We start from the raw sequence: 25874 nt of genomic DNA, 5'->3' as shown, positions 1-25874 counted from the left end.
ATTTATGGAGCGGAACCTCAACAGGATTGAGGCGTTGACCCTCGGAGATCGCGACCTCTGAAAGTGAACGAAACCCAAGGAGACTGAAGATGAACTGGAATCAGATCGAAGGTAATTGGCAGCAGTTCAAGGGCAAGGCGCAGGCCCAGTGGGGCAAGCTCACCGGCGACGACCTCGATGTCATCAACGGTAACCGGAAGCAGCTCTCGGGCAAGATCCAGGAAGCCTATGGCAAGACCCAGGAAGAAGCCGACCGCGAAATCGACACCTGGCTCGGCCGTCACTGACCCCATGGTCGCGCTGATACAACGGTCGGCTGTCGCCGACCTCACCTGATGAACAGGCCAGAGGGCCTCCCCGCCGATGCGGGGAGGTTTTCTGTTGCCACTACGCCATGATCAATGGCTGGAAACCGTTTTTCCATCGACCCAAACGGTCGCGATATTCGCCTTCGATGCCGTGAAGACGATCTTCTGGAGAATGCCGTCGCCGCTGTCGAACTCGTCCCACAGGCGCATCGGCCCGGCCTTTGCCCTGGTATCGATGACGATGGCATCGAAACGATATCCCGGCGAAAACTGCCCGACCGGCAGGTCGAGCGCCCTGGCGCCGCCGGCCGTCGCCACATGGAAGGCGTGCCGGAAATCGATCCGCGCCGGCTGGCCACTGGCCCTGACAGCCGCATCCACCGCCGGGTCCACGCCCGTCTCCAGCATCCGCGACACCGTTACCGCGGCGCGGCAGTTTTCCAGCATGGACGCGCTCGGCCCGCCCGAGATATCGGTTCCGAGACCGACATGCAGTCCCTTTTCCAGCGCGGCCCGAAGCGGAAAGACCGCGCCGGCGAAATAGGCGTTGGACAGCGGGCAATGGGCAACGGCGGCCTCCCGCACCCTGATCTTTTCCATATCGCTTGCGGTCAGCAGATTGGAATGGGCCAGCATCGTATGCCGTCCAAGCAGGCCGAAACGGTCGAGGCTTTCCGTATCCGTCATGCCATGCCGGGACAGCACATAACCATGCTCCCAATCGCTTTCCGAGCAATGGGTCTGCACATGGCAGCCGCATTCCCTGGAAATCGCGCCAAGCCCTTCCAGCGTCGCATCGGTGCAGGACGGAATGAAGCGCGGCGTGACGACAGGCTTGACCAGACCCGTCTCGTTATCGGGATGCATGCGGACATAGTCGATCAACGCCCGCGTGCCCTCCAGCGCCGCATCGACCGACGCATCCCGATAATAGTCCGGGCAGCTCTCGGCATTGTCCATCGCCACCTTGCCGATCAGCGCGCGCTGACCCTTTTCGAGGCAGGTATCGACCAGCGCCCGCGTCGCATCCTGATGCACGGTTGCGAAATAGAGCGTGGTCGTCGTGCCGTTGGCGATCAGGTCTTCGACCAGCAGGCCATAGGCCCGTCTTGCGAAAGCGAGATCGGCATAGCGAGCCTCCAGCGGAAAGGTATATTTCTGCAGCCAGACCTCGAGCGGCACGTCGAGAGCGCCTCCGAGCTGCGGATACTGCGGCGCGTGCACATGGCAATCGACAAAGCCCGGCAGAAGATACGACCCTTCCGGCAGCCGTTCCAGACGACCCTCGGCAACGGCCCGCGCCGTCAGCGCGTCGTAATCCGCCTCGCCACGGCGCGTGACCGACAGGATCACTCCTTCGCCATCGACCGCGATCAGCGCGTCCTCCAGAACATCAACCTCGCCCGCAATGGGCGCATGAAAGCCCGAGGCGAGAAGAACCTTGCCGCGCATATCTGCCATGAAAACTCCTTTGACGAGGAAAAGCCGGACCGGAAACCGGACGTGAGCCGCGTCCTACAGGCTGCGGTCGCGCAGGGCCAGAGCCCGCTCCCGGAAGCGTGCCCTGATTTCCGCCTCGTCGATGCCCGCCACCTCACGGTTTTCCATCAGGATGCGGCCATCGCAGATCGTCGTAACGACATCCTCGGCACGGGCGGAATAGACCAGTGCGGCGGCAACGTCGTAGACAGGCAGGCAATGGGGCTTGTCGAGATCAACGATGATCACGTCCGCCTTCTGTCCGGGCACGAGCGTTCCCGTCTCGGGCCGGTTCATCGCCTTCGCCGCCTCGCAGGTCGACATTTCCAGCAATTCCCGGGTCTTCAGGAACTCCACGTCGTGGTTCTTGTCCTTGTGGATCATCCCCGCGAACTTCATTTCCTGAAACATGTCGAGGCTGTTGTGGCTCGCCGGCCCGTCCGTCGCTAGCCCCACGGTAATGCCCGCTTCGCGGACCGAGCGCAGCCGAAGCGTGCCGGAATCGAGCTTGGCGTTGCAGCAGGGGCAATGCGCAATCTTCGTTCCCGTCTCGGCAAGAATACGGATATCCGTGTCGTCGAGCTGTGTGCAATGCGCCGCCGTCACGTCAGGCTTGAGGAAGCCGAGATCGTTCAGCCATTGCACCGGCCGCGTGCCATATGTCTCCGCCACATAGGCGATTTCCTGCGGCCCTTCCGACAGATGCGTGTGAATGACGAGGCCATAGGCATCGGCCACCTCGCGCACCCGGCGAAACATCTCCGGCCCGCAGGAATAAGGCGCATGCGGGGAAAGCGCGACGTGAACCCGGTCGTTGCCGCTGCCGTGATAGGCATCGACCTTGTCGCCGAAGCTGTCGAGCGCCTTCCATGCCCAGTCCTTGACGTCAGCATAGACGCCGCGATCGGCAAAACCATAGCCGAGCGTAGCGCGCAACGGCACCTTCTTCAGCGCCTCCGTCTGCGGCGTCACCGCATAGGCGTCGAAATGCTCGTTGAAGCACGTCATGCCCGACTTCACCATTTCGACCAGGCCCATCAGGCTCGCCCAATAGAGCGTCTCCGGATCGAAATTGCGCTTGAGCTTCCACATCGTGCCGAGCCATTCGAACAACTGCACATCCTCCAGCAGGCCGCGCAGCAACATGTTGGAGGCGATGTGTGTATGGCAGTTGACGAAGCCCGGCATCACCACCCGGCCCTCAGCGTCGATCACCCGGCGCGCGCCGTTGATATCCACTTCACTGGCCGACCCGACGGCGGCAATGCTGTCGCCCCGGATCGTCAGGCTGCCCCGCTCGATCATGGCAGCACCACCCATCGGCAGGATCGTCGCATTGACGATGGCGATATCCGGCCCGGCATTCTCCATTTCACTTGAAATCATCGCGTATCAGGCCGCCATCGCGGACGTGCCATAGGTAACGCCCTTCTCCTTCAGCCAGCGGCGATAGGCGATGGAGCTTGCATCCGCTCGCGTCGGGATTTCCGAGCGCGGTTCCATCGGCAGGAGCACCGGCCGCTGGTTTTCCAGAATGATGCGGTCCTGCAGGAAGATGAGCTGCTGGAAGTGGATGAGTTCCGTCGTGGTCGACACGTCGTCGATCAGATACATCACCGGATGCGCACGGCAGCGGTCGGGATCGAGCGGTTGTACGAACAGGCAGATAACGTCCCAGCGATTGGCCGAGTTCGGGCAGGTCTTGTAGAGCAGCGTCGTGAATGGCGTCATCACCCGGTAGATATACTGGGTCATGATGCCGTCCTTGGCGGAAAGTGCCGCCTGCGGCTGGAAGAACTGGCAGTTGGTCGCCCAGACCTCGTCGACATCGCGACGGATCTCGACGTTGTAGTGCATGACTTCCGTATTCGGCTCGGCTCCGAGGATATCGGTGTGCACGAAGGGGAAATGCGCCATGTCGAGGAAATTTTCGACGATCCTGAGGCCGGACGCCTTCACGGAAACGGCGCCGCAGGGCACGTAGCGGCGATCGGGCTCATCGGCTTCCGGGACCGGAAAGATGTCCTTCTCCGGTTCGCCGATCGTCGTCCAGATGAAACCGAACCGGCGCTTGATCGGCAGCGCCTCGTCACGCCCCTCGGCCTTCACCGTGATTTCGCCATCCTTGGTGCGAGTGACAGTCAGATCCGTTCCGAGCAGGCGGTTTGCCGATGTCCCGAACGGGATCTCCTTTTCCGTATCGATGGGATACCACTGGTCGATAGAAGCCTTGTCCGTCGCCTTCATTGTACCCTTCCTTCCTATTGCTGATAGATCCGCTCCATCACAGCTTCATGCTTTTCCAGCAGGCTGTCGATGTCAGCGGAGACGAATTCGCCGTTTTCGATGATGGAACGGCCGTTGATGAACGAGTGATCGACCTTGAACGGTCCGCACATGACGAGTGCGGCCAGCGGGTCCCGCTGCGTACCGGAAAGCCCGAGCTGGCGCAATTTGATCGCGATGAAATCGGCGCTCATGCCGGGCGCGAGATAGCCGACATCGTCGCGCCCGAGGATCTTCGCCCCGCCGCGCGTCGCCATGGTCAGCGCCTCGCGGGCGGAAAGCGCGGACGGCGTCCCGCCGAAGCCGCCACGCCCGCCGGGCGCTTCGGAGAGATATTTGTTCGGCGCCACCCGCTGCAGCATCATGGCGAGCCGCGCTTCCATGAACATGTTGGAGGTGTCGTTGGATGCAGAACCATCGACGCCGAGACCGACATTCACGCCCTTGTCCAACATTTCGCGGATCTTCGCGATCCCCTGCCCGCAGCGCATGTTGGCCGAGGGGCAATGGGCAACGCCGGTTCCGGTAGAGGCGAAGAGATCGATTTCCTCTGATGTCATGAAGATCGAATGAGCGAACCAGACATCAGGCCCGAGCCAGCCGACCGATTCCGCAAAGCCGACCGAGCGCATCTTGTAGACGTCGTGGCAATAGATCTCCTCGAACAGGTCTTCGGCCAGATGAGAGTGCAAATGAACGCCCTTGTGGGAGCGGGCAAGTGCTGCCGCATCCTTCATCAGCCCCGGCGTCACCGAAAACGGCGAGCACGGCGCAAGGATGATGCGGCTCATCGAGTGCCGCGAATTGTCGTGATAGGTCGAGATCAGCCGTTCGGCGTCCTTGAGGATATCCTCTTCCTTCTCGACGCAATTGTCCGGCGGCAGGCCGCCTTGGCTCTGCCCGCGCGACATCGCGCCCCGCGCCGCATGGAAGCGCAGGCCCATATCCTTCGCCGCATCGATGGTCGCATCCAGCGTGCAGTTGTTCGGCAGGATGTAGAGATGGTCGGAAGACGTGGTGCAGCCGGAGGCGATCAGTTCCGCCATCGCGACGCGTGCAGAAGTGCCGATCGCATCGTCATCAAGGTTCGACCAGATCGGATAAAGCGTCTTCAGCCAGACCAGCAGTTCGTCGTCCTGCACCATCACCCGCGTGAGGTTCTGGTACATGTGGTGATGGATGTTCACCATGCCCGGCATGACGATATGGCCGGAAAGGTCGATCACCTCGTCAGCCGTTTCGCCGGCAAGCTCCGCCGTCGTGCCGACCTTCTCGATCACGTTGTCGCGGACGAAGAGCGCGCCGTCCTCGATCTCGCGGGCAGCATCGTCGAAGGTCGCGAGCCAGGCGATGTTCTTGACAAGCTTGGTGCTCACGCGAGCCTCCGGCTTGCGGAAACCGTCGCTAGGTTCATCGGGCAGGCTGTCATGCATAGGTCCTTGCGTACATTTCCCGAAGATGGCCCTCGACCGTCGTCGGCTTGTATTTCGGCTGCTCGCCGGGCTTCAGGCAGGTCGGAATGCAGACCACCTTGTAGTCAGGCGCACCGTCATAGAAAAACGGTATGGAATAGCGCTCCCGGCCCGAGGTGTTGATCACCCGGTGCAGGGTCGATTTGTAGAGATCGTTGGTCCAGCGAGCCATGGCATCGCCGATATTGACGACGAAGGTGCCGGGCACCGGTTCCGCATGGATCCAGACCTCATCGTTCTTGTCGAAAACCTGAAGACCGCCGACATCGTCCTGCATCAGGAGCGTGATCGCACCCCAGTCCGTATGGGCGCCCGCGCCACGTTCGTTCTTCGGAGCATCCGGTGCCTGCGGCGGATAGTGCAGGAGGCGCAGCGTCGAGACCGGCTCGATGTTGTAGCCCTTGAAATAGTCCTCATCCAGATCGAGCGACAGGGCGATACCCTGCATCAACCGGTTGCCGAGTTCCTGCATCGCCGCCTGATAGGCAAGCATGGTCGGACGGAAACCCGGCAGGCCGAGCGGCCAGACATTCGGTCCGCAATTGAACAGGCCGCCCGTCACGTTCGGGTGATCCTCCGCCAGTTCCTGGCCGATATAATAGCCTTCCTTGCGATCCGGCGGCGCCCCCGCTTCCAGCGTCTGGCCGCCAAGCACCTCATAGCCGCGATTGCACCTGGAACGTTTGGATTTCTCCAGCTCCATCTTCGTGTCCGGAGACTGGGCAAAGAACCTCTTGGTCTCGCCGAACACCGCGTCGATCAACCCCTGCGGAATGCCGTGACCGGCACAGTAGAAGAACCCCTTGTCGATGCAGGCGGCCCGAAGTGCCGCTGCAACGGCCTTGCGTTCCTTCTCGTCAGGCGAGGAAAGGCCACTGATATCGATGACCGGCAGCGAGGCCCTGTCGATATGTTTTGCCGTAACCGTGTCCATGGCTTTCGCTCCGTTTCCAGAATGATCCTTCGCTTCGAGCCCCCGCCCCTAGCGGACGCTGCGGTAATAGGGTTCGCCAAGGGCCGCAGGCGCTGCCATCAGCCGGCGCATGCGCTGCCAGGCGATAACCGGCACGATGATGAAGGCAATAGTGCCGAGATAGGGCAGCATCGACAGGAATGCCGGCGCAATCGGCCAGCCCCTCGCCTGCCCGACGAAGCCGAGCGCCGTGATGAAGCCGAACAGCAGGCCCGACAGCACCGCCGGGATCGGCCGGTAGCCCGCGAAGATCACCAGCGCCACCGCGATCCAGCCTCGGCCGGCGATCACGCCATCCGACCAGCCCGGCACAAAAGCGAGCGTCAGATAGGCGCCGGCGCCGGCGGCAAGCGCCGAACCGGCGGTCACATAGGCAAAGCGCATCAGGTTCACCGGAATGCCTGCGGCATCGGCCGCCGCCGGGTTTTCGCCGACGGCGCGCATGTTCATGCCGTGCCGCGTGTAGAACATCAGGTAGGACAGGCCGATCGGTAGGATCAGGTAGATCAGGTAGACGAGAATGTTCTGGCTGAAGAACGCCTTGCCGAAGATCGGCAGTGACGAGAGGAGCGGAATCTCGATGCCCTCGAACGTCGCCCGCGCCGGCATGCCAGAATAAGCTTTCCCGAAAGTCGAGGCGAGCCCCGTGCCCATCAGCGTCAACGCCAGCCCGCAAAGCACCTGGTTGGCCCGGAGAAAGACGGTCGCCCCCGCAAACACCGCGCCGAACAGCGCGCCCACCGCAAGCGCGGCAAGAAAGCCGAGCGTTGGCGACGGCACGGCGGCAACCGTTGCGATTGCCGTGATCGCGCCCATGGCCATCAGCCCCTCGACGCCGAGATTGACGACACCGACGCGCTCGGCCAGCACCTCGCCCAGCGCCGCAAGCGCAAGAACCCCGCCAGCGAGAAAGGCCGTGGTGAAAAGACCGGTCAGAAGATCCATGATAGCAGTCCTTTCGCCCGTTACGCCTTGTCCCGCACGAAGCGGTAATGCGCGAGTTCGTCGCCGATCGCCGTCAGGAACAGGATCAGGCCGGTCATCGCCAGCACCGCAGAGGTGGTGAGACCCTGCGTCTGCAGGATGATGCCGGAATTGAGGATGAAGCCCATCAGCGCACCGGAGAAGATGACGCCGATGCAGGAGCCGCGCGCCAGCACAGCCACCATGATGCCGAGATAGCCGAAGTTGTTGGAAATGCCGCCCTGCAGGCGATGCACCGTTCCGGCCACTTCCAGCATGCCGGCAAGCCCGGCAACCGCACCCGACATCAGCATCACCGTGATGAGATGCTTCTTCGCCTTGATGCCCGCATATTTGCCGGCCGACGGATTGGAGCCGACGAGGCGCACCTCGTAACCCCATTTCGAGAAGGCGAGCAGCAACGAGATCCCGATTGCCAGCAACACTGCAATGGGCAGGCCCCAATGCACGAGGCCCCAGAATTCCGGCACTTCGGCAGGAATGCGCGGCGTCGACGAATTGGCCATGCCGGACCGGTCGCGCCAGACATCGGTGGAGACGTAATAGACCATCAACACGGCGACGAAATTGAGCAGCAGCGTGGTGATGAGTTCGTTGACGTTGGCATAGGCCCGCGCCAGCGTCGGAATGAGGATCCACACCGCGCCGCCGAAGAGGCCAGCCGCAAACATCAGGACGAGGCTGACCGGCTCGGAAGCAGGAATGAACAGGCCGACGGCGGTCGCCGCGAACGCGCCGGCATAGAACTGACCCTCCGCACCGATATTCCACGCGCCGATCTGCTGGCCGACGGTAACAGCAAGACCGGTCAGGATCAGCGGAATGACAACGAGGCCGAGGTCTTCCATGCCATAGGTCGAGCCGAAGGACGCGCTGACGACCTGTCCGGCAAGCCCGATCGGGTCATTGCCGGTCGAGGCCAGCACGAGGCCTGCGAAAACGAGAGCGATGGCTATGGCTGCGAAACGCGCGCCGATGGCCATGCCGGGATGCGCCGAAGGCAGGCGCTGGAGGCGAATGTTAGCCATGGGCCGCCTCCTTTGCGCCGCGCGTGCGTCCGCCCATCAGCAGGCCGATCTCCTCGATGTCGACATTGTCATTCTCGACGATGCCCATGATCTTCCCTTCATAGAGCACCGCGATACGGTCGGAGAGGTTCAGCAATTCCTCCAGCTCTTCCGAGATCAGCACGATCCCGGCGCCGGCATTCCTGAGTTCAACGATGTAGCGCAGCATGGTGTTGATCGCGCCGACATCGAGACCACGGCTCGGATAGGCGGCGACGAGGATCTTGGAGGCTACCCGCATTTCACGACGCGCGACGAGGCGCTGCTGGTTGCCGCCGGAAAGGTTGCGGATCGGCATGCCGAAATCGGGAATGGCGACTTCCGCGACGGATGCGATCTCGCGGGCAAGCGCGTTGGCGGCGCCCGGCTTGTAGACCCCACCCGATGTCACCGGCGGCTTGCGGTATTCGCGCATGACCGCGTTGACGGTGATCGAAAGCCCCGGCGCCAGACCGCTGTGCAGCCGGTCTTCCGGAATATGGCCGATGCCGCGGTCGACGAATTCGGCCGCATCCGCCCGCGTAACGGTTTCCCCATCGATGACGATCCGCCCGGCGGAGATGGCGCGCGTGCCGGTAAGGATTTGCGACAGCTCGCGCTGACCGTTGCCGGCCACGCCTGCGATGCCGACGATCTCGCCTGCACGGATATCGAGGTTGATCCCCTCCAGCGCTTCGTTGCCGCCATCGTTGAGCGCAAAGACATTCTGCAGGCTCATCACCGGCTTTTCGGAAATCGGCGCGGCCCCTTCCGGCCGGCCGCGCATGTCGGCCAGCACGATGTCGCGGCCGACCATCAGGCGGGCAAGCTTTGCCGGCGTACAGTCGGTCGAAAATTCCGTGCCGATCTTGCGGCCGCCGCGCAGGATCGAGACGCGGTCGGAAATTTCCAGCACTTCGTCCAGCTTGTGGGAAATGAAGATGACGGCATTGCCGGAGGCCACGAAGTCGCGGAGCGCCTTGAAGAGCTCGCGCGCCTCCGCCGGCGTCAGGACGGCGGTCGGCTCGTCGAGGATCAGCACCCGCGCCTGCCGCGCCAGAACGCGCAGGATTTCCACGCGCTGCTGCTCGCCGGTGGAAAGCTCGGTGATCCGCGCCGATGGCCTCACCTGAAGATTGTATTTCTCGGCAAGCGCTGCGGTGCGCGCTTCGAGAACGGCAGCGGACGCACGACGCGGCGTCTCGCTCCAGCCGAGATGGATGTTTTCCGCAACGGTGAAGGCATTCACCAGCTTGAAGTGCTGGTGCACCATGCCGATACCGGCGGCAATCGCCTGTAATGGCGAGGAAAATTGCTGCGCATAGCCGTCGATGATGATTTCGCCGGCATCCGGCTGGTAGATCCCCGTGAGGATGTTCATCAGCGTCGATTTACCGGCGCCGTTTTCACCCAGCAGCGCATGAATCTCGCCGGGCATCACTTCGATATCGACATCCTGGTTGGCGATCACGCCGGGGAAATATTTGGCGATCCCCTTCAGTTGCACCAGCGGGGCCGTGCCAGGCGGCACCACGTATCTTTGGGTTGGTTCGGACATGCGACCTATCGCAAACGAGGGACAATCGGACTGCGAGACGAGAAAGGGGCCGGGGTCCCTTTCCGTGGTTTCTAAAGATGAGGCTGCGACCTCATTTGTGCGCCGCCCTCCGCCTCAATCTCCGTCATCCTGGGGTCAAGGCCGAGGATGACGGCGCGGGAGAGAAGGCGCATTGCCTTACGTTTCCGTCTTGCCGGGCTTGACCCGGCATCCAGCCACGGCGCGTCCGCGTCGTGAGAGAGACTTTCTCGCCCAAGGACTTGGGCGCGCTGGATCCCGGCTCAAGGCCGGGATGACGGAGGTGCAGGAAGGGCGCCCTTAGAGGCCGGTGACGCCTTCGACGGACCAATCCCAGTTGTAGAGTTCCATCTCGGTCATCTTCTGGCCGGCGGCGACCTTCACATTGCCCTTGGAATCCTTGAGCTCGCCGACGAACGGCGACCAGCCGCCGACGATCTTCTCGCGAACCGCATCCGCAGCCTTGCCGACTTCGGCCGGAACCTTCTCGCCCCAGGTATCGCGATCGACGCCTGAACCCATGGCCAGCAGGGTCTCGGCAGGCGACCACTCGCCGGCGAGGCGCTTCTTGACCTGATCGACGTAGAAGTCCTTGAAGTCGATGATGACGGAGGAAACATAGGAGTTCGGGCCGTAGCGGCGGATGTCAGTGTTCCACATCGCAGCCCAGACGCCGCGCTTTTCGGCAACCTGCAGGTATGCGGCCTCGTCCATGATGCCGAACAGGAAGTCACAGCCGTTGTCGACCAGCGCGGTGCCGGCCTGGCTTGCGGCCTGCGGATCGAACCACGAGTTGATGACGATGGTCTGCAGCGTGGCGTTCGGGTTGACGGTGCGGGCACCCATCAGGAAGGCGTTGGTCGAGGCATAGACCGAGGCGACCGGGAAGGACGCGACATAGCCGAGCTTGCCGGTCTTCGACAGCATGCCGGCGGCAACACCGATGACATAGGTCGGATACCAGTGAGCAAGGTAGTACCAGCCGAGATTGTCCATCGTCTGGTGGCCGTTGCATTCCAGGAAGGCAACTTCCGGCGCGCGGCGAACGACTTCATGCAGGAAGTCGCCGGTCGACGAGGTATCGAAAATCATGTTCGCGCCTTCCGACACGAACTGGCGGTAGGTGCGGGTTGCGTCGGCGGAGTACGGAACGTTCTCGACTTCGATGATCTTCTTCAGCTTCGGGAACTTTTCCTTCACTGCGAGCAGACCCTGATGGTGGCTCCAGGTCCAGCCTTCGTCCGTGATCGGGCCGACATGGCCGAAGCCGACGATGGCGTCTTCTTCCTTGATGGCCGGCAACGGAGCGGCGGCCATGGCCGGGCGCACGAGACCGGCGGGAAGCATCAGAGAGGCACTACCGGCGGCGGCCATATTGAGGAAGCCGCGACGGGAAAGATTACGCAAGTCGATCATGTGAACCCCTTGGTTTGGTTATAACGCGCCTATGACGAAAAGCGGGTTTCCATTCGCTCACCGGGACGCCATCCGTTCAGAAACGCAACAACCGTGCCAGTCTGAACCCGCATCGGCCAAACGACCTGCAATGCGGAATGCCGGGAAAAGCCCACCCTCGGAAACCTTGACGATCGTCAACCGGAGCCATCCCGCCCATCCCGGGGTAGACATCGGCCACCCTTCGGGAAAAGCCCGGAAAATCTCCCGTTCGACCGGAGAAACCGCCTTCTGTTCCCGACCTTTCCAAATTGCTGATGTTCCGAATAGTCGTAAAAACGGGGAGACCATGGTGCGTGAAAGGCAACATCCGCGACGAAAAAACCGCTTGAAACATGATCGCGCCAAAGGCTAGATTGATGAAATACGAGGCATGCATATTATTTGTGCATAAGCCCAAAAGACAACCAGAGGAACTGAGCAGCTTGCACGACAGACAGGAAACCGGATCGGGAGCGAAAACTCACCCCGCACATCTCAGTGCAGGCAGGACCACAGCATGAACTGCGCCGTGGATTTCGTGTTCAGGGGCAGGCTCGACTGTGACAGCTTCATCGGCTTCGCGCGCCATCGCGCCGGACGGCTCGATCTCGACATGCGCATCGATGACTGCAGCGAGAGCGCGGTCGCCGTCCATGTCGCCGGGCAGGAGGATCTGGTCGACATGTTCGAGATGGCCTGCAGCCTGGGGCCCTACGATTGCATCGTTCTGGATGTCAGCCGCTCCGAAAGCAGGCTGGCGCCGGCTCGACAGGACTGATTTTTGAAGGGGATTTGAAGATGACCAAGGAAACAGCCAGGGAAACGGATTGGGTGCCGGTGGCACTCTCCGCATCGATCGTATCAGGTACATCGGCCGGCGCGGTGATAAACGGCGCGGAAATCGTCGTATGGCGTGACAGCAAGGGTGCGGCGCATGTCTGGGAAGACCGCTGTCCCCATCGCGGCATGCGCATGAGCTTCGGCTTCGTGCGCGGCGATCATATCGCCTGCCTCTATCACGGCTGGGCCTATGACACCGCTGGCCAGTGCCAGCACATCCCGGCCCATCCCGACCTCGAAGTGCCGAAGACCATCAAGATCCCCACCTACGCCGTAGAAGAAAACAGCGGTCTCATCTGGACGGCGCTAGCCGCCGATGCCGATGTCGCCGGCGTTCCGGACCTCGGCGTCGTCGTGCCGGTCCGCAGCCTCTATGCCGACTGCTCCCTCGAACACGCTCTCGCGGTTCTGGGGAAGGCCGAGCTCCCCGAAGCCGGTTCCGCACCAACCCCGGCTTCGCTTGAAAAGCTCACTGCCAATTGCTGGGCGCTGACGTCAGGCGCGACCCGGCTTTTCGTCGCCGCACAGACCGTCGGCGCAATGAAGACGGCGCTTCACATCCTGATCGACGATGCAAACGGCAAGGCCGCGGCACTGCGCGCACCCGTCGCCCGCTGGGCGGAAGCCCTGCGCGGCACGCTGGAAACGTCGGCTCCCGGCGCGCTCATGGCGGAGGTTGCCTGATGTCCGCAATCACGCTCTACAACTACGAACTCGACGACAGCTGCTACCGCGTTCGCCTGATGCTTTCCATGCTCGGCAAGGACTATACGACCTATGCCGTGGACATGATTCCCGGCCACGAGGAAAAGAGCCCGGCCATGCTGGCGCTCAATCCGCTTGGGTCTCTGCCGGTCCTGACGGACGGCGACCTCACGCTTTACGGCACGGAGGCGATACTCGCTCACCTCGCCAGGGCCTATGACACCTCGGGCGCTTGGCTCCCGGCGGATACCGCCGCCTTTGCCGCCACCATGCAATGGCTGACCTTCTCGGCCTCGGTTCTGCCGGATGCGATCGCCGCCCGCAAGGTCGCGCTGTTCGGTCTACCGGGCGATTTCGAGGCCCTGAAAGCCGCCGCCCGCCGCGCCTTCCGCATCATGGACGACCACATGACGCTCCGCCAGTTCGATGGCATCGAGTGGTTCGCCGGCAGCACGCCGACGCTCGCCGACCTGACGCTTTTCCCGATCTTCGCGCTTTCCCGCGACTTCGGCATCGATCACGACGAATTTCCCGCACTTCGCCGCTGGATCCGCCGCTTCCGCACCCTGCCTGGCTTCAAGACCATGCCGGGCATTCCCGACTACCACTGAGGGACACGATTGATACCAGAGGGGGGACTACCGCACGACCGTCCGCAATGGGCGCGAGAACATAATCCGACCGAAGTGCAGTGAGGATCGGTAGGATTATGCTTCAAAAGAAAGACTTTAGAACGTCGGCCTGATTCATTCAGACCGACGCTCGCTTGAAATAACAAACTACAACGAGGAAACACTTATGCCACCCATCACCCGCTTTTCCGTCGCCCCGCTTGCGACGATGACCCGCAAGCTCGCAGACGTCGCCTCCGGTCGCGTTTCGCCCGATCTCGTCATCACCGGCGCCCGGGTGCTGTCCACCTATTCCGAACGCATCCTGCCGGATCGCGAAGTCTGGATCTCCGGCGGCCGCATCGCCGCCGTCAAGCCGGTCGGCACTTACCGCAACGGCTCCGCGAAGCTCTATGACGCCAAGGGTGGCATCATCGCTCCCGGTCTCGTCGATCCGCATATCCATATCGAATCGAGCATGGTGACGGCCTGCGCCTATGCGGAAGCCGCACTCTTGAACGGCACGACCACCATCTTCTGCGACAGCCACGAGATCGGCAACGTCATGGACGTCGCCGGCGTCGAGGCCATGCTGGAAGACGCCCGCCATGCGCCGCTCTCGATTTTTCTCACGGTGCCCTCGACCGTTCCGGCCACCTCGCCGGAACTCGAAACCGCCGGCGGCGACCTGACGCCGGAAAAGATCGCGGCCCTGTTTGACAAATGGCCGGAAGCCGTGGCGCTCGGCGAGAAGATGGACTTCGTGCCGGTCACCATGGGCGATGAACGTTCGCACGCCATTCTGGCCGCCGCCCTCTCCCGCGGACGGCCCGTCTCCGGCCATGTCTACGGCCGCGAATTCGTCTCCGCCTATGCCGCCTCGGGCGTGACCGATACCCATGAGGCCATCGACCGCGATATCGCCGACGACATGCTGGAAGCGGGCATATGGCTCTTCCTGCGCGGCGGCCCGCCGACCACGCCATGGCATTCGTTGCCGGAAGCCATCAAGACGGTGACCGAACTCGGCTCCTCCCACAAGCGTATCGCGGTGTGCACCGACGACCGCGACGCCGACGACCTCCTGAACTTCGGCCTCGACTGGGTGGTGCGCGAAGCCCGCAAGGCCGGCATGACGCCCGAACAGGCCTGGGCCATGGGCTCGCTGCATGGCGCCACTCGCTTCGGCATGGAAAACGAGATCGGCGGCATGGGCGGCAGCCGCCGCGCCGACCTCGTCATGCTCGACGATGACCTGAAGCCGGTGAGCACCTGGTATGGCGGCGAACTCGTCGTCGACCAGAAGAAGATCACGCCGCTGCTCGACGAAACCCTGTCGAAGCCGTGGCGCTATCCGGAAGCGGCCTATCACACGGTCAAGCTGCCGAAGGCCGTGAAGCTGACGCCGGAACTGCCGACCGAAAAGGTCGTCGCCAACACGATCAAGACCGAACTGCCGGGCATCATTCTCGGCCATGTGAAGGTCGAGCTGGAACCCGCCAACGACTGGCAGACCCTTTTCGAACGTCACGGCCTCTGCTTCGTCACCGTCATCGAGCGTCACGGCAAGTCGGCCGGTAACGTCGCCTATGGCCTGCTCTCCAACTTTTCGCTGAAGAGCGGCGCTGTCGGCTCTTCCGTCGGTCATGACAGCCACAACATCATCATCGCCGGCACCAACGAGGAGGACATGCAGGTCGCGCTGCGCGCCATCGAGGAACATCAGGGCGGCGCCTGCGTGGTGCAGGATGGCAAGGTCACGGCCATCGTGCCGCTGCCGATCGCCGGCCTTCTCTCCGACAAGCGCGTGCACGAGGTAGCGAAGGAAGTGCAGGCGCTCAAGGTCGAATGGGAAAAAGCCGGCTGCACCATCCCCTACATGGGCTTCAACCTGATCCCGCTCTCGGTCATCCCGGAAATCCGCATCACCGACATGGGCCTCGTCACCGTGCCGCAGATGGAAATCGTGCCGCTCTTCGAGAGCCCGGAGGCCTGAGGACCATGGACCCCTACCGCCTCGGACTGGTCGCCACCCGCATCCACTATTTCCAGCTGGTGGCGCGGCTTGGATCGATCCGCCAGGCGGCCCTGGCGTTGAACGTCGCCCCCTCCTCCGTCAGCCGCATTCTCCGGCAGCTGGAGGAGGAGCTCGGCACGCCACTCTTCGAACGCGTTCGCCAGCGCCTCAAGCTGACGAGCGCGGGCGAACTTCTTCTCTACCACGCCCGCATTTCGCTTTCGGAACTCAACCGCGCCTGCAACGAGATCAACGATCTCCACGGCCTGCATCGCGGCACGGTGTCCGTCGCCATCGTCGAAAGCGTGGCCCGCGGCCTGATGCCGTCGGCACTCGAAGCCTTCTGGAACCGTCATCCGGCGATCACCGTCGATATCAAGGTCATGGGATCGCAGCAGGCGGCCAATGCGGTGTCCGATGGCGAGTGCGACCTCGCCGTCGTCTTCGATATCCGCGTGCCGCGCACCGTACGCCGCATCGCAACGGCATCGCTTCCGCTCGGCGTCCTTGCACTCCCCGGCGGCGAGATGGCGAAACGCACCGAACTCAAGCTGTTCGACCTCGCCAACGAGCGCGTCATCCTGTCGGATTCCAGCCTGACGCTCGGCTCCTCGGTGGAAGAGGCCTTCAACCGCTCGCTGGTCGATCTTTCCCGCCGCTCGCGCACCAACTCCATCGGCCTGATGGTCGATCTGGCCAAGCGCAATCTCGGCACGGTGTTGCAGACCCGTGTCGGCGTCGAACAGGAACTTGGCGAGGGAACCCTGAAATTCGTGCCGCTGGTCGATAGCCGCCTGCCTCCGCGCAAGCTCATGCTGCTGTCCCGCTCGGAAAAGGAAATGTCGGATGCGGCTTCCGCGCTTGGCAAGCTGCTGGAACAGGCGATCGACCGCATGGTCCATGCGCCGGCCCCTGCCACGGCATCGTAGATGTTGCATACGGCGCAACGATATCGTCAAAAATTGCCGTCTATTCGAAACATCTCGGTTTTGCGAACCTTACCTCGAAATGAGGGCAAGCCATGAAACAATCATCCGTTGACGCCGTGATCCGCGGCCTCAAGAAGGCGGGCGTCAGCATCGTCTGCTATCTCCCCGATTCCCTGTTCAAGGAACTTTACCCGGCGCTCGACGCCGATCCCGATATCCGTACGATACGCGTGACCAACGAGGGAGAAGGGGCCGCGATCTGCGGCGGTGTCTTCCTTTCCGGCAAGCGCGCGGCGCTGATCATGGAAAACTCCGGTCTCAGGGCTTCCGTGGAACCGCTCGCCCGCATGGGCCTCGGCGCCGGCATTCCGGTCGTCATGCTGATGAGCTATCGCGGCGAACTCGGCGAAAACAACTGGTGGGCCATCCCCCACGGCATCACCATGGAACCGGTGCTGGACGCGCTGCGCATCCCCTACCGGGTCGTGCGCGAGGAAGATCAGATCGAACAGTCCATCGCCGACGCCTACAACTGGTCCTACAACGCCTATTACCACTCGGCCATCGCGCTCGGGGGGAGCATCGTCCGATGAAACGTTTCGACTGCATGAAGCTTCTCGCAGAGCGCCTGAAGGACGAACTGGTCATCCTCTCGCTCGGCGCCTCCGTCGATGAATGGTACAACGCAGCGCCCCATATGCGCGAGGCGAGCCTGTTCCAGCAGCAACTCGGCTGCGTCACGCCGCAGGCTTTCGGCCTCGCTGCCGGCCTTCCCCATCGCCGCATCGTCTCGCTCGATACCGATGGCGGCATGATGTTCAATCTCGGCATCCTCGCCACCCTCGGCAACGAGCAGCCGAAGAACCTCTTCGTCGTCGTCTGGGACAACGAGTGCTACCAGTCGATCGGCGGCCCGCCGACCCATACCGCGTCAGGCCGCGTCGATATCGCCGCAATCGCCCGCGGTGCCGGCGTCGACAATGCCTATACCGCCCGCACGCTCGAGGAATTCGAGGCCCATTGCGAGGCCGGCCTGAAAGCCGACGTTCCCTACATCGTCGTCGCTAAGGTCGCCGGCACCGTCCAGCCCGATATCAAGCGCAAGCATTCGGACGGCCGCGAGGACAAGTACATATTCGTCCGCCATGTCGAAGCCACCGAAGGCATCGTCATCATGGGTCCGAGCGAGCACAACTGAGTGAAATGATGAACTTGCATGCCCGCAGCTCTTGCAGGGGAAAGCAGCCCCTCACCCTTTCCCTCTCCCCGCAAGCAGGGAGAGGGAACGGAAGCGTTGCGCGGCAATCGTCCTTCTCCCCGCCCGCGGGGAGAAGGTCCCGGCAGAGGGATGAGGGGCACGGTCGAGCATGAATATTCTGAATTCAAAACCCCTCGCCAAATCCTATGACTACATCGTCATAGGCTCCGGCTCGGGCGGTTCGCCGGTGGTGCGTCGTCTGATCGACGGCACGGATGCCACAGTGCTGCTGATCGAAGCCGGCGAACCCGGCATCGGCATCGCAGAGATCGACGATCCGCGCGAATGGGTGCCGCTCGGCCGGAGCCGCTGGGACTGGGGCTACAGCTACTCTCCGACGCCGCGCGTCAACGGCCGGACCATCGGCATCCCGCGCGGCAAGGTGCTCGGCGGCTCGTCCGCCATCAATGCGCTCATGTGGTATCGCGGCAATCCGCTCGATTACGACGCCTGGCAACAGGCCGGCTGCGACGGCTGGTCCTTTGCCGACTGCCTGCCCTTCTTCCGGAAGGCCGAAGACTGGGAAGGCGGCGAGACCGCCCTTCGCGGCGCCGGCGGTCCACTCAGGATCACCACCAGCAGGAAACTGCACCCCGTCGCCCAGGCCATGCTCGACGGCTCGCCCGAACTCGGCATTCCAGTGATCGCCGATCCGAATGGCGAGACCAACGAGGGCGCCTGCCCCTCCAACTTCAACATCGTCGACGGCAAGCGCTGGAGTTCGGCGAACGGCTATCTCCTGCCCGTTCTCGACAACGAACGCCTGACCGTGCTCACCGGCTCCCATGCCATCGGCCTTGTCGTCGAAGGCGGCCGCTGCACCGGCGTGCGCCATCTGGTCGATGGCAGGCCCGTCGAGACCCGCGCCACGACGCAGGTCGTGCTGGCGGCGGGCGCCATCGACACGCCGCGCCTGCTGATGCTCTCCGGCATCGGCGATCCGGCCGAGCTGAAACGCCTCGGCATTCCGCTCGTCCATGCCCTGCCCGGCGTCGGTCGTAACCTGCAGGATCACCCGCTGGTGCAGGCCTGCGTCTTCCGCTCCAAGGTGCCCATGGGTGAAAAGCTCGACAATGGCGGCGGCACCATGCTGAACTGGAAATCGCGGCCGGATCTCGTCCAGCCCGACGTCCATTCCTTTCCCGTCCAGGGCAACAGCGCCGAGCCGCGCCTGCGCGAGCTCTACGACATGTCCGGAGACGTCTTCTCGCTCGGTGCCGGCCTGATGCACTCGAAAAGCGTCGGCCACCTGAAAATGCTCTCCGCCGATCCCTTCGGTCAGCTGGACATCCAGCCCAATTATCTCGCCGAGGCTTCAGACCTCGAGGCGCTCGTCTCGGCGGTCTACACCATCATGGACCTCGCCCAGACCTCGGCCTTTGCCGATCTCTTCGCCGGCCTTGCCGCACCGGACCGCAAGCTTTCCCGCAAAGAAGCCGTCGAGTTCGTCCGCAATGGCTGCTCCACCTTCTTCCACACATCGGGAACGGCAAAGATGGGCAGGGACGACATGGCCGTCGTCGATGCCCGCCTGAGAGTTCACGGACTGGAAGGCCTGACGATCTCGGATGCCTCGGTGATCCCGGTGATCCCGACCTGCAACACCCACGCCCCCGTCACCATGATCGGTGAACGCGCCGCCGCCTTCCTCATGGAAGCGGCCTGAAACTTGCTTTCATTCCGCGATGGCGCGGAAGAAAACGGAGATGACATGACTTCGAGCGGAATGATCTTGGCGGGTGACTATCTTCTCGCCATGGATGACAAAAACAGCGTCATCACCAAGGGTGCCGTGGCGATTGAAGATGGCCGCATCCTCGCCGTCGGCCCGCTGGACGAAATCAGCGCCGCCTATCCCGCCTATGCGCTGAGGCGGCTGGATAACACCGTTCTCATGCCGGGCCTCATCAACGCCCACGCCCATTCCGGCTTCCTGCGCGGCACCGCCGAGCACCTGCCGGTCTGGGACTGGCTCACCATGCATATCAACCCGATGCATCGCATGCTGGAACCGCATGAGGCGGAGGCTGCCTCCTTCCTCTGCTACGCCGAATCCGCGCTCGCCGGCACCACGACGGTGGTCGACATGTGGCGCTATATGGATGGCAGCGCCCGCGCCGCAGAAGCCATCGGCACGCGCCTCGTCGCCGTGCCCTATGTCGGCGAACATCCCGACTACGACTATTTCGACACGCTCGACATGAACGAAGCCATGATCGAGAAGTGGCATCGCAAGGCCAATGGCCGCATCAATGTCTGGGTCGGGTTGGAGCATCTCTTCTACGCCGACGAGGACGGCCAGGAACGGGCCATCGAAATGGCGAACCGCTACAATACCGGTTTCCATACCCATTGCTCGGAAGCCGAAATCGAGGTCGCCGAATTCATCGAGCGATATGGCAAGCGCCCGATGTTCGCCCTGAAGGATCTCGGCTTCTTCGAGACCCCGCGCACCATGCTCGCCCATGCCGTCTGGCTCGATCCGTCCGAGGTCGAGCTGATCGCGAAGCATCGCGTGTCCATCGCCCACAATCCGGTGTCCAACATGAAGCTCGCCTCGGGCATCGCGCCCATTGCCGACATGCTGGCGCTCGGCGTTCCGGTCGGCCTCGGCACCGATGGCGAAAAGGAAAACAACAATTTCGACATGTTCGAGGAGATGAAGACCGCCTCGCTGCTCGGCAAGCTCCGCCACCGCGACGCCGCCGCCATGGATAGCTGGCAGTGCCTGCGCATGGCGACCATTCTCGGCGCAAAGGCCATCGGCCTCGATCACGAGATCGGCTCCATCAAGGCCGGCAAGCGCGCCGATATCATCGCCGTCCGCACCGATACGCCGCGCATGACGCCGCTCTTCGGTGAGGGCCCCTATTTCAACCTGCAGCACAATCTGGTCCATGCCGTGCGCGGCGGCGATGTCGCCATGACCATGGTCGACGGCCAGATCATCGTGGAAGACGGCGAACTCGAAACCGCCGATATCCACACCATCATCCGCGACATTCACCGCATGGCGCCGGGGCACTTTGCCCGCCGCGCCGAATGGCTTGCCGAAAACCAAGGCGGCACCATGCAATGGACCAAGAGAGAGGAAACAGCGGCATGAAGACCACCGATCGGGTCGCGCTGAACGACTGGTATGCCATTGCGACCGCAAGCGAAGTAACGGCGCAACCTGTCACGACGCGCCTGCTCGGGCAGGATATCGAATACCGGCTCTCGGAAAGCGGCGCCCCGCTGGTGCGGGAAATCCTCGATGACGGTGCGCGCGGCCCGGTCCTTCCCGTGCAGGTCCGCTACGGCTGTCTCTTCACCTCGCTCGGCACACCGGTGAAGGACATCGTCCACATCGAGGAAGCGGAAGAGGAAGACCGTCGCTTCGTCCCCTGCGGCTGGGTCACCATGCGTGCGTCCGGCCTGCGCGTGGTGGAAAATTTCCTCGACATGGCGCACTTTCCCTTCGTTCATACCGATATTCTCGGTTCCGAACCCCATACCGAGGTGCCGACCTACCAGAGCGAAATCCGCCGCGACGTGGACGAGGTCTGGGCCACCAATTGCACCTTTTTCCAGCCGCGCATCGCCGCGACAGAAGACAAGGGCGACTTCGTTCACCTGACCTACCGGGTGCCCTCCCCCTTCGTCGTCATGCTCTACCGCGTCTGCCCGACCTCACCGAACCGGCTGGACGCCATCGCCCTCTTCATCCAGCCGATGGAGGAAGGCCTCTGCCGGGCGCAGCCGGTCATGTATCTGGTCGACAGCGTTTCGAGCCACAAGTCGCTCCTGAACTTCGAACAGGTCATCTTCCTGCAGGACCGCATCATCGTCGAAAACCAGCGCCCCCTGCTGCTTCCGCTCGAACCACGCGCCGAAATCCCCACCCGCGCCGATTCCTCCTCCATCGCCTATCGCCGCTGGCTGAAGGAAAAAGGCGTCCGCTTCGGAACCACCGCCGGGGCGGCGTGATGGAAAGGTCGCCCCCATCGTCCTTCGCCCCGCTTGCGGCAGGGCAATCGCATATGGATTTTGAGCGGCGCCCGAAGCGGTCTCCCTCTTCTCCCCATCGGGGAGAAGGTGGCGCGAAGCGCTCAGGCGCAACCCCTGTTGCGCCGGGGATGAGGGGGTCGCGAAGGGCGAAGGGTGTGCCGAGAAGCCCCCTCATCGCCTCGCATACGCTCGGCACTTCTCCCCGAGGGGAGAAGAGGGAGCCCGCAGCCCACACCGGTATCCCATGTGCGATTGCCCTGCCGCAAGCGGGGAGAGGGAGACACCGGACAGAGGGGGGTGACCACAACCGCCGTCGGGAGAGATCAGCATGCACATCCTGACACCCGCCTCTCCCGAACAAGCCCTCGCCCTCGCCGCCTCCCATCCCGGCGCTTTCCGTTTCGTCGCCGGCGGCACAGCACTCCAGCTCGAATGGGCAAAGGGCCTGCCGAAACCGGAAGTGATGATAAACCTCGCCCGCCTTCCCGGCATGAACGGGATCGAGCCCACCCCGCAAGGCCTCCGCATCGGCGCGCTAACGAACCTGAACAGCCTGATCGCCACCCGCGAGATCGCATCCGGCCTCCCCCTGCTGCATGCCGCCCTCAAGGTCGTCGCCGGCCCCTCGGTGCGCAATCTCGCCACCATCGGCGGCAACATCGCCGGCCGCACCGGATGCCTGCTGCCCGCCCTTCTCGCACTCGATGCCGGACTGGAAATCGCGACACCGTCGGGTCCGACAATTCTCTCCCTTGAAGACTGGCTGGCCCGCCCCGCCGACCCGCTTGCCTTCCTCGCCGCCGTGCATATCGCCCCGCAGGATGCCGCCGAGCACCGCGTCTTCCGCAAAACCGGCCTCCGAGCCGCCTTCACGCCGAGCGTCATCAACGCCGCCGCCCGGCTGACCGTTGCAAACGGCATTGTCTCGCAGGCCCGCCTTGCAGTCGGAGGCGGCGTCGTTCCGCCCGCCCGCCTGAAGACCGCTGAGACCCTGCTGACCGGTCAACCGCTCGCCGATATCGACTGGACCACCCTGCACGCCTGTCTTCTCGACACGATCGCCGCAACCGATGACGACTTCCGCACCGGCGCCTATCGCCGTCGCGTCGCCGCCAACGCCATCGTTCACGGCCTCGGCGGCCAGTTGCCCGGACGCAGCCTGTTTCCCGCCGCCCGCCCGCCTGAACATGCGGAAGGACTGGTCGACGAGACCGAACTCTCCCACGCTCTGGAACCCGCGCGCTGGCATGTCCGCCCGGATGCCCGGCCGAAAATCCGGGGCGAGATGGCCTATCTCACCGACCGGCGACAAGACGACATGCTCATCGGCCGCATCCTGCGCGCCGGCATTCCCCATGCGAAGATCCTCTCCATCGACACCAGTGAAGCGGAAGCCCTGCCCGGTGTGGCCGCCGTCGTCACCCATCGGGACGTGAAGGGCCTGAATGCCTTCGGCATCGTCGTGCAGGACCAGCCGGCCATGTGCCACGACAAGGTGCGCCATCGTGGCGACACGGTCGCAGCCGTCGCGGCAGTCGATGCCGAAACCGCCGAAAAGGCGCTTTCCCTGATCCGCGTCGATTACGAACCACTTCCACCGGTCGATGACATGGAAAAGGCACTCGCCGCCGAGACCCCGCTGGTCCACGAGCAGGGCAATCTCCAGCGCAAACTGTTTTTTGAGCGTGGCGACATCGAACAGGGCTTCGCCAATGCCGCCCATATCATCGAGCACACCTACGTCACCCCCCGCCAGATGCACGGCTTCATGGAGACCGAGGGCGGTTACGCCTTCATCGAACCCGACGGCACGCTGAACGTCTTTGCCGGCGGCCAGCATGGCGGCCGCGACCGGCTGCAGCTGTCCCGTATCCTCGATCTTCCCGAAGAGAAGATCCGCGTCGTCACCTCGCCGACCGGCGGCGCCTTCGGCGGCAAGGACGAGCTTTCCGTCCAGCCGGCGCTGGCACTCCTCGCGTTGAAGACCGGAAAGCCTGTCCGCCTGCAACTCTCCCGCGCCGAGTCCGTGCTTGCCGGCCAGAAGCGCAATCCCATGACGATCCGCATGAAGACGGCCTGCGACGCCGAGGGCATGTTGCTCGCGCAGGAGGTCGAGGTGCTGGCCGATGCGGGCGCCTATGCCTCGCTCGGTCCGGGCGTCTTGGAAACCGCGCTGGAACACGCGACCGGCCCCTATGAAGCACCGCACATTTCCACTCATGGCCGCCTCGTCTACACCAATAACGGCATCTGCGGTGCCTTCCGCGGCTTCGGCGCCAACCAGATGACCTATGCCGTGGAATGCCAGATGGACCGGCTGGCCAGGCTCTGCGGCCTCTCACCCTTCGAAATCCGCGCCCGCAACATGCGCGTGCCCGGCACTCCCGGCTATCTCGGACAGGAAGTCTCCAAATCCGAGCGCGTCGTCGAAATGCTCGCCGCCGCCCGTGCCTCCGATATCTGGACGAAGCCGCAGGGCATCTCCGATGACGGCGAGTGGATTACCGGCACCGGCATGGCGATGAACTACCAGGGCAACGGCCTCGGCTCCGTCATCCCCGACCCTGCCGGCGGCCGCCTCGCGCTGACGAAAGACGGCTTCATCGAAGGCGCCTATGGCCTCGACGAGATGGGGCAAGGCCTCCTCCCGCTCATTCAGGCCACGATTTCGGCCGAACTCGGCTGCGCCCGCAATGACGTGAAGCCGATGATCGGCGATACTCGGCTTGCACCCGAATCCGGCTCCACCACCGCGTCGCGCGGCACCTATGTCGTCTGGGCCTCGGCGAAGAAGGCCGCCCCCGAATTCTCCGCAAAGGTCCGCACCGCCGCCGGCGAGATCCTGGGCCGCGATCCCGAAACCCTCGCATTCGCCCCCGGCGGCCTTGCCGAACGCGGCTCCAACAGCGGCGAGATCCTGATTTCCTATCGCGACCTTGCCGGTAACATTCCCGAAGCAGACCTGCCGAGCGTCACCGTCACCTACGAGTTTCCGAAGACCGACTATTCCGCCGCCAATGCCCGCTACATCTTCGCCTTCGGCGCAGCGCTCGCCCGCGTGGCGGTGAGCCGCGTCACCGGCGAAATCCGCGTGCTCGACCTGCATCAGCATTCCGCCGCCGGTCCGGTGATGGACCTTGCCGCCTATCTCGGCCAGCTCGAAGGCGGCGCGGTGCAAGGCCTCGGCTTCACGCTCACCGAGGATGCGCCGATGCGGGACTGTTCCTACCTCGCCGCCAATCTCGATACCTACATGCTGCCCGGCATACAGGATGCGCCGAAGACCATGCGGGCCTTCGCGTTGGAAGGCCTCGACCCCGGCGATGATCTCGGCCCTCGCGGCTCCGGCGAACTCGGCATCGGCGCGGTCACCCCGGCCATTGCCAACGCGGTCGCCGCCGCCGTCGGCCACTGGCCGGTCACCACGCCCGTTCCGCCCGCCTCCATCCTCGAGGTCATGGAGTTGCCCGCATGACCATGACCGCCACCTTCACCCTCAACGGCAAACCGGTCACCGTCGATTGCCAGCCTGAAACCCGTCTCGCCGATATCCTGCGCGACCGGCTGACACTGACCGGCACCAAGATCGCCTGTTCCGTCGGCCGCTGCGGCGCCTGCACCGTGCTCGTCGGCGGCAAGGCCGTGAACGGCTGCCTCATCATGGCCTGGCAGATCGAGGGCGCCGATATCGTCACCGTGGAAGGCCTCGACGCCCATCCGCTCGGCCCCGCCATCCGCGCCGGACTGGAGGAGGAAAACGCCTTCCAGTGCGGCTATTGCGCGCCGGGCTTCTCCATTGCGCTGACCGCCCTGCTTACGGAAAATCCCGATGCAGGCGAAGAGGAAATCCGGACCGGACTGGAAGGCAATATCTGTCGTTGCACCGGCTATCACTCGATCATTCGCGGCGCGCTCAATGCCGCCCGCCGCATCCGCGAGCAGTCGCTCGCCATCGGAGACTGA

At 63.5% G+C, this 25874-nt stretch carries 22 protein-coding genes; 13 read left to right on the top strand and 9 right to left on the bottom strand.

All coding sequences use genetic code 11. The features are described from left to right. Positions 1-89 precede the first annotated feature (89 nt). The gene (locus NBH21_RS16080) at positions 90-287 is read left to right on the top strand and encodes a CsbD family protein (RefSeq protein WP_099058990.1); all 198 of its coding nucleotides are present in this window, start codon (positions 90-92) and stop codon (positions 285-287) included. A 111-nt stretch (positions 288-398) separates the two neighbouring features. Here NBH21_RS16080 and guaD read toward each other — a convergent pair whose 3' ends face one another. The 9 genes from guaD to NBH21_RS16035 all read right to left on the bottom strand — a co-directional run bounded on the left by guaD (position 399) and on the right by NBH21_RS16035 (position 11540). After that, on the bottom strand, positions 399-1769 hold the full coding sequence (gene guaD, locus NBH21_RS16075; RefSeq protein WP_250915261.1) for a guanine deaminase: 1371 nt from the start codon (positions 1767-1769) through the stop codon (positions 399-401). A gap of 54 nt (positions 1770-1823) precedes the next feature. Then, complete coding sequence (locus NBH21_RS16070) at positions 1824-3173, bottom strand: amidohydrolase family protein (RefSeq protein ID WP_250915260.1); 1350 nt, start codon at positions 3171-3173, stop codon at positions 1824-1826. Between the two features lie 6 nt (positions 3174-3179). Then, on the bottom strand, positions 3180-4034 hold the full coding sequence (locus NBH21_RS16065) for an aromatic ring-hydroxylating oxygenase subunit alpha (protein ID WP_250915259.1): 855 nt from the start codon (positions 4032-4034) through the stop codon (positions 3180-3182). Positions 4035-4048: 14 nt separating this feature from the next. Continuing rightward, positions 4049-5449, bottom strand: a complete 1401-nt coding sequence (locus NBH21_RS16060; RefSeq protein WP_250915258.1) for an 8-oxoguanine deaminase — start codon at positions 5447-5449, stop codon at positions 4049-4051. Between the two features lie 49 nt (positions 5450-5498). After that, on the bottom strand, positions 5499-6479 hold the full coding sequence (locus tag NBH21_RS16055; protein ID WP_250915257.1) for an isopenicillin N synthase family dioxygenase: 981 nt from the start codon (positions 6477-6479) through the stop codon (positions 5499-5501). Positions 6480-6527: 48 nt separating this feature from the next. Then, a complete protein-coding gene (locus NBH21_RS16050) occupies positions 6528-7463 on the bottom strand; it encodes an ABC transporter permease (protein ID WP_099058993.1) in 936 nt (311 codons plus the stop codon). A gap of 20 nt (positions 7464-7483) precedes the next feature. Next, positions 7484-8530 (bottom strand): ABC transporter permease, encoded by a 1047-nt coding sequence (locus tag NBH21_RS16045; protein WP_250915256.1) that lies wholly within the window; start codon positions 8528-8530, stop codon positions 7484-7486. Further along, entirely contained in the window at positions 8523-10106 is a 1584-nt protein-coding gene (locus tag NBH21_RS16040; protein WP_250915255.1) for an ABC transporter ATP-binding protein, read from the bottom strand. Before NBH21_RS16040 ends, NBH21_RS16045 begins: the two co-directional genes overlap by 8 nt. Before the next feature lie 318 nt (positions 10107-10424). Then, the gene (locus tag NBH21_RS16035; protein ID WP_250915254.1) at positions 10425-11540 is read right to left on the bottom strand and encodes a BMP family ABC transporter substrate-binding protein; all 1116 of its coding nucleotides are present in this window, start codon (positions 11538-11540) and stop codon (positions 10425-10427) included. Between the two features lie 538 nt (positions 11541-12078). Here NBH21_RS16035 and NBH21_RS16030 point away from each other — a divergent pair. The 12 genes from NBH21_RS16030 (at position 12079) to NBH21_RS15975 (ending at position 25874) form a co-directional block, all read left to right on the top strand. Beyond that, positions 12079-12339, top strand: a complete 261-nt coding sequence (locus NBH21_RS16030) for a hypothetical protein (RefSeq protein ID WP_250915253.1) — start codon at positions 12079-12081, stop codon at positions 12337-12339. A 20-nt stretch (positions 12340-12359) separates the two neighbouring features. Then, complete coding sequence (locus NBH21_RS16025; protein ID WP_250915252.1) at positions 12360-13085, top strand: Rieske (2Fe-2S) protein; 726 nt, start codon at positions 12360-12362, stop codon at positions 13083-13085. Then, the gene (locus tag NBH21_RS16020; RefSeq protein WP_250915251.1) at positions 13085-13717 is read left to right on the top strand and encodes a glutathione S-transferase family protein; all 633 of its coding nucleotides are present in this window, start codon (positions 13085-13087) and stop codon (positions 13715-13717) included. The genes NBH21_RS16025 and NBH21_RS16020 overlap by 1 nt, the downstream gene beginning before the upstream one ends. A 187-nt stretch (positions 13718-13904) precedes the next feature. Continuing rightward, positions 13905-15713, top strand: a complete 1809-nt coding sequence (locus NBH21_RS16015) for an adenine deaminase (protein ID WP_250915250.1) — start codon at positions 13905-13907, stop codon at positions 15711-15713. Between the two features lie 5 nt (positions 15714-15718). Next, positions 15719-16663, top strand: coding sequence for a LysR family transcriptional regulator (locus NBH21_RS16010; protein WP_250915249.1), 945 nt, complete (start codon positions 15719-15721; stop codon positions 16661-16663). Positions 16664-16755: 92 nt separating this feature from the next. Continuing rightward, entirely contained in the window at positions 16756-17256 is a 501-nt protein-coding gene (locus tag NBH21_RS16005) for a thiamine pyrophosphate-binding protein (RefSeq protein WP_250915248.1), read from the top strand. After that, positions 17253-17861, top strand: a complete 609-nt coding sequence (locus tag NBH21_RS16000) for a thiamine pyrophosphate-dependent enzyme (RefSeq protein WP_250915247.1) — start codon at positions 17253-17255, stop codon at positions 17859-17861. Before NBH21_RS16005 ends, NBH21_RS16000 begins: the two co-directional genes overlap by 4 nt. A gap of 169 nt (positions 17862-18030) precedes the next feature. After that, the gene (locus tag NBH21_RS15995; RefSeq protein WP_250915246.1) at positions 18031-19587 is read left to right on the top strand and encodes a GMC family oxidoreductase; all 1557 of its coding nucleotides are present in this window, start codon (positions 18031-18033) and stop codon (positions 19585-19587) included. A gap of 45 nt (positions 19588-19632) precedes the next feature. Then, positions 19633-21027, top strand: coding sequence for an amidohydrolase family protein (locus NBH21_RS15990; protein WP_250915245.1), 1395 nt, complete (start codon positions 19633-19635; stop codon positions 21025-21027). Then, on the top strand, positions 21024-21890 hold the full coding sequence (locus NBH21_RS15985) for an aromatic ring-hydroxylating oxygenase subunit alpha (RefSeq protein WP_250915244.1): 867 nt from the start codon (positions 21024-21026) through the stop codon (positions 21888-21890). The genes NBH21_RS15990 and NBH21_RS15985 overlap by 4 nt, the downstream gene beginning before the upstream one ends. 349 nt (positions 21891-22239) lie before the next feature. Continuing rightward, the gene (locus NBH21_RS15980; protein ID WP_250915243.1) at positions 22240-25386 is read left to right on the top strand and encodes a molybdopterin cofactor-binding domain-containing protein; all 3147 of its coding nucleotides are present in this window, start codon (positions 22240-22242) and stop codon (positions 25384-25386) included. Next, positions 25383-25874, top strand: coding sequence for a (2Fe-2S)-binding protein (locus NBH21_RS15975; protein ID WP_250915242.1), 492 nt, complete (start codon positions 25383-25385; stop codon positions 25872-25874). The genes NBH21_RS15980 and NBH21_RS15975 overlap by 4 nt, the downstream gene beginning before the upstream one ends.

Source organism: Ciceribacter sichuanensis (genome assembly GCF_024055605.1).
Taxonomy (GTDB): Bacteria; Pseudomonadota; Alphaproteobacteria; order Rhizobiales; family Rhizobiaceae; genus Allorhizobium; species Allorhizobium sichuanense.
The sequence above is the reverse complement of the archived record's forward strand: the minus strand, read 5'-3'. Positions and strand labels throughout refer to the sequence as shown.

What these genes read in the sequence shown, in the direction of transcription:
- NBH21_RS16080 (WP_099058990.1), top strand. Translation starts at nt 90, where the DNA reads ATGAACTGGAATCAGATCGAAGGTAATTGGCAGCAGTTCAAGGGCAAG.
- guaD (WP_250915261.1), bottom strand. Translation starts at nt 1,769, where the DNA reads ATGGCAGATATGCGCGGCAAGGTTCTTCTCGCCTCGGGCTTTCATGCG.
- NBH21_RS16070 (WP_250915260.1), bottom strand. Translation starts at nt 3,173, where the DNA reads ATGATTTCAAGTGAAATGGAGAATGCCGGGCCGGATATCGCCATCGTC.
- NBH21_RS16065 (WP_250915259.1), bottom strand. Translation starts at nt 4,034, where the DNA reads ATGAAGGCGACGGACAAGGCTTCTATCGACCAGTGGTATCCCATCGAT.
- NBH21_RS16055 (WP_250915257.1), bottom strand. Translation starts at nt 6,479, where the DNA reads ATGGACACGGTTACGGCAAAACATATCGACAGGGCCTCGCTGCCGGTC.
- NBH21_RS16050 (WP_099058993.1), bottom strand. Translation starts at nt 7,463, where the DNA reads ATGGATCTTCTGACCGGTCTTTTCACCACGGCCTTTCTCGCTGGCGGG.
- NBH21_RS16045 (WP_250915256.1), bottom strand. Translation starts at nt 8,530, where the DNA reads ATGGCTAACATTCGCCTCCAGCGCCTGCCTTCGGCGCATCCCGGCATG.
- NBH21_RS16040 (WP_250915255.1), bottom strand. Translation starts at nt 10,106, where the DNA reads ATGTCCGAACCAACCCAAAGATACGTGGTGCCGCCTGGCACGGCCCCG.
- NBH21_RS16035 (WP_250915254.1), bottom strand. Translation starts at nt 11,540, where the DNA reads ATGATCGACTTGCGTAATCTTTCCCGTCGCGGCTTCCTCAATATGGCC.
- NBH21_RS16030 (WP_250915253.1), top strand. Translation starts at nt 12,079, where the DNA reads ATGAACTGCGCCGTGGATTTCGTGTTCAGGGGCAGGCTCGACTGTGAC.
- NBH21_RS16025 (WP_250915252.1), top strand. Translation starts at nt 12,360, where the DNA reads ATGACCAAGGAAACAGCCAGGGAAACGGATTGGGTGCCGGTGGCACTC.
- NBH21_RS16020 (WP_250915251.1), top strand. Translation starts at nt 13,085, where the DNA reads ATGTCCGCAATCACGCTCTACAACTACGAACTCGACGACAGCTGCTAC.
- NBH21_RS16015 (WP_250915250.1), top strand. Translation starts at nt 13,905, where the DNA reads ATGCCACCCATCACCCGCTTTTCCGTCGCCCCGCTTGCGACGATGACC.
- NBH21_RS16010 (WP_250915249.1), top strand. Translation starts at nt 15,719, where the DNA reads ATGGACCCCTACCGCCTCGGACTGGTCGCCACCCGCATCCACTATTTC.
- NBH21_RS16005 (WP_250915248.1), top strand. Translation starts at nt 16,756, where the DNA reads ATGAAACAATCATCCGTTGACGCCGTGATCCGCGGCCTCAAGAAGGCG.
- NBH21_RS16000 (WP_250915247.1), top strand. Translation starts at nt 17,253, where the DNA reads ATGAAACGTTTCGACTGCATGAAGCTTCTCGCAGAGCGCCTGAAGGAC.
- NBH21_RS15995 (WP_250915246.1), top strand. Translation starts at nt 18,031, where the DNA reads ATGAATATTCTGAATTCAAAACCCCTCGCCAAATCCTATGACTACATC.
- NBH21_RS15990 (WP_250915245.1), top strand. Translation starts at nt 19,633, where the DNA reads ATGACTTCGAGCGGAATGATCTTGGCGGGTGACTATCTTCTCGCCATG.
- NBH21_RS15985 (WP_250915244.1), top strand. Translation starts at nt 21,024, where the DNA reads ATGAAGACCACCGATCGGGTCGCGCTGAACGACTGGTATGCCATTGCG.
- NBH21_RS15980 (WP_250915243.1), top strand. Translation starts at nt 22,240, where the DNA reads ATGCACATCCTGACACCCGCCTCTCCCGAACAAGCCCTCGCCCTCGCC.
- NBH21_RS15975 (WP_250915242.1), top strand. Translation starts at nt 25,383, where the DNA reads ATGACCATGACCGCCACCTTCACCCTCAACGGCAAACCGGTCACCGTC.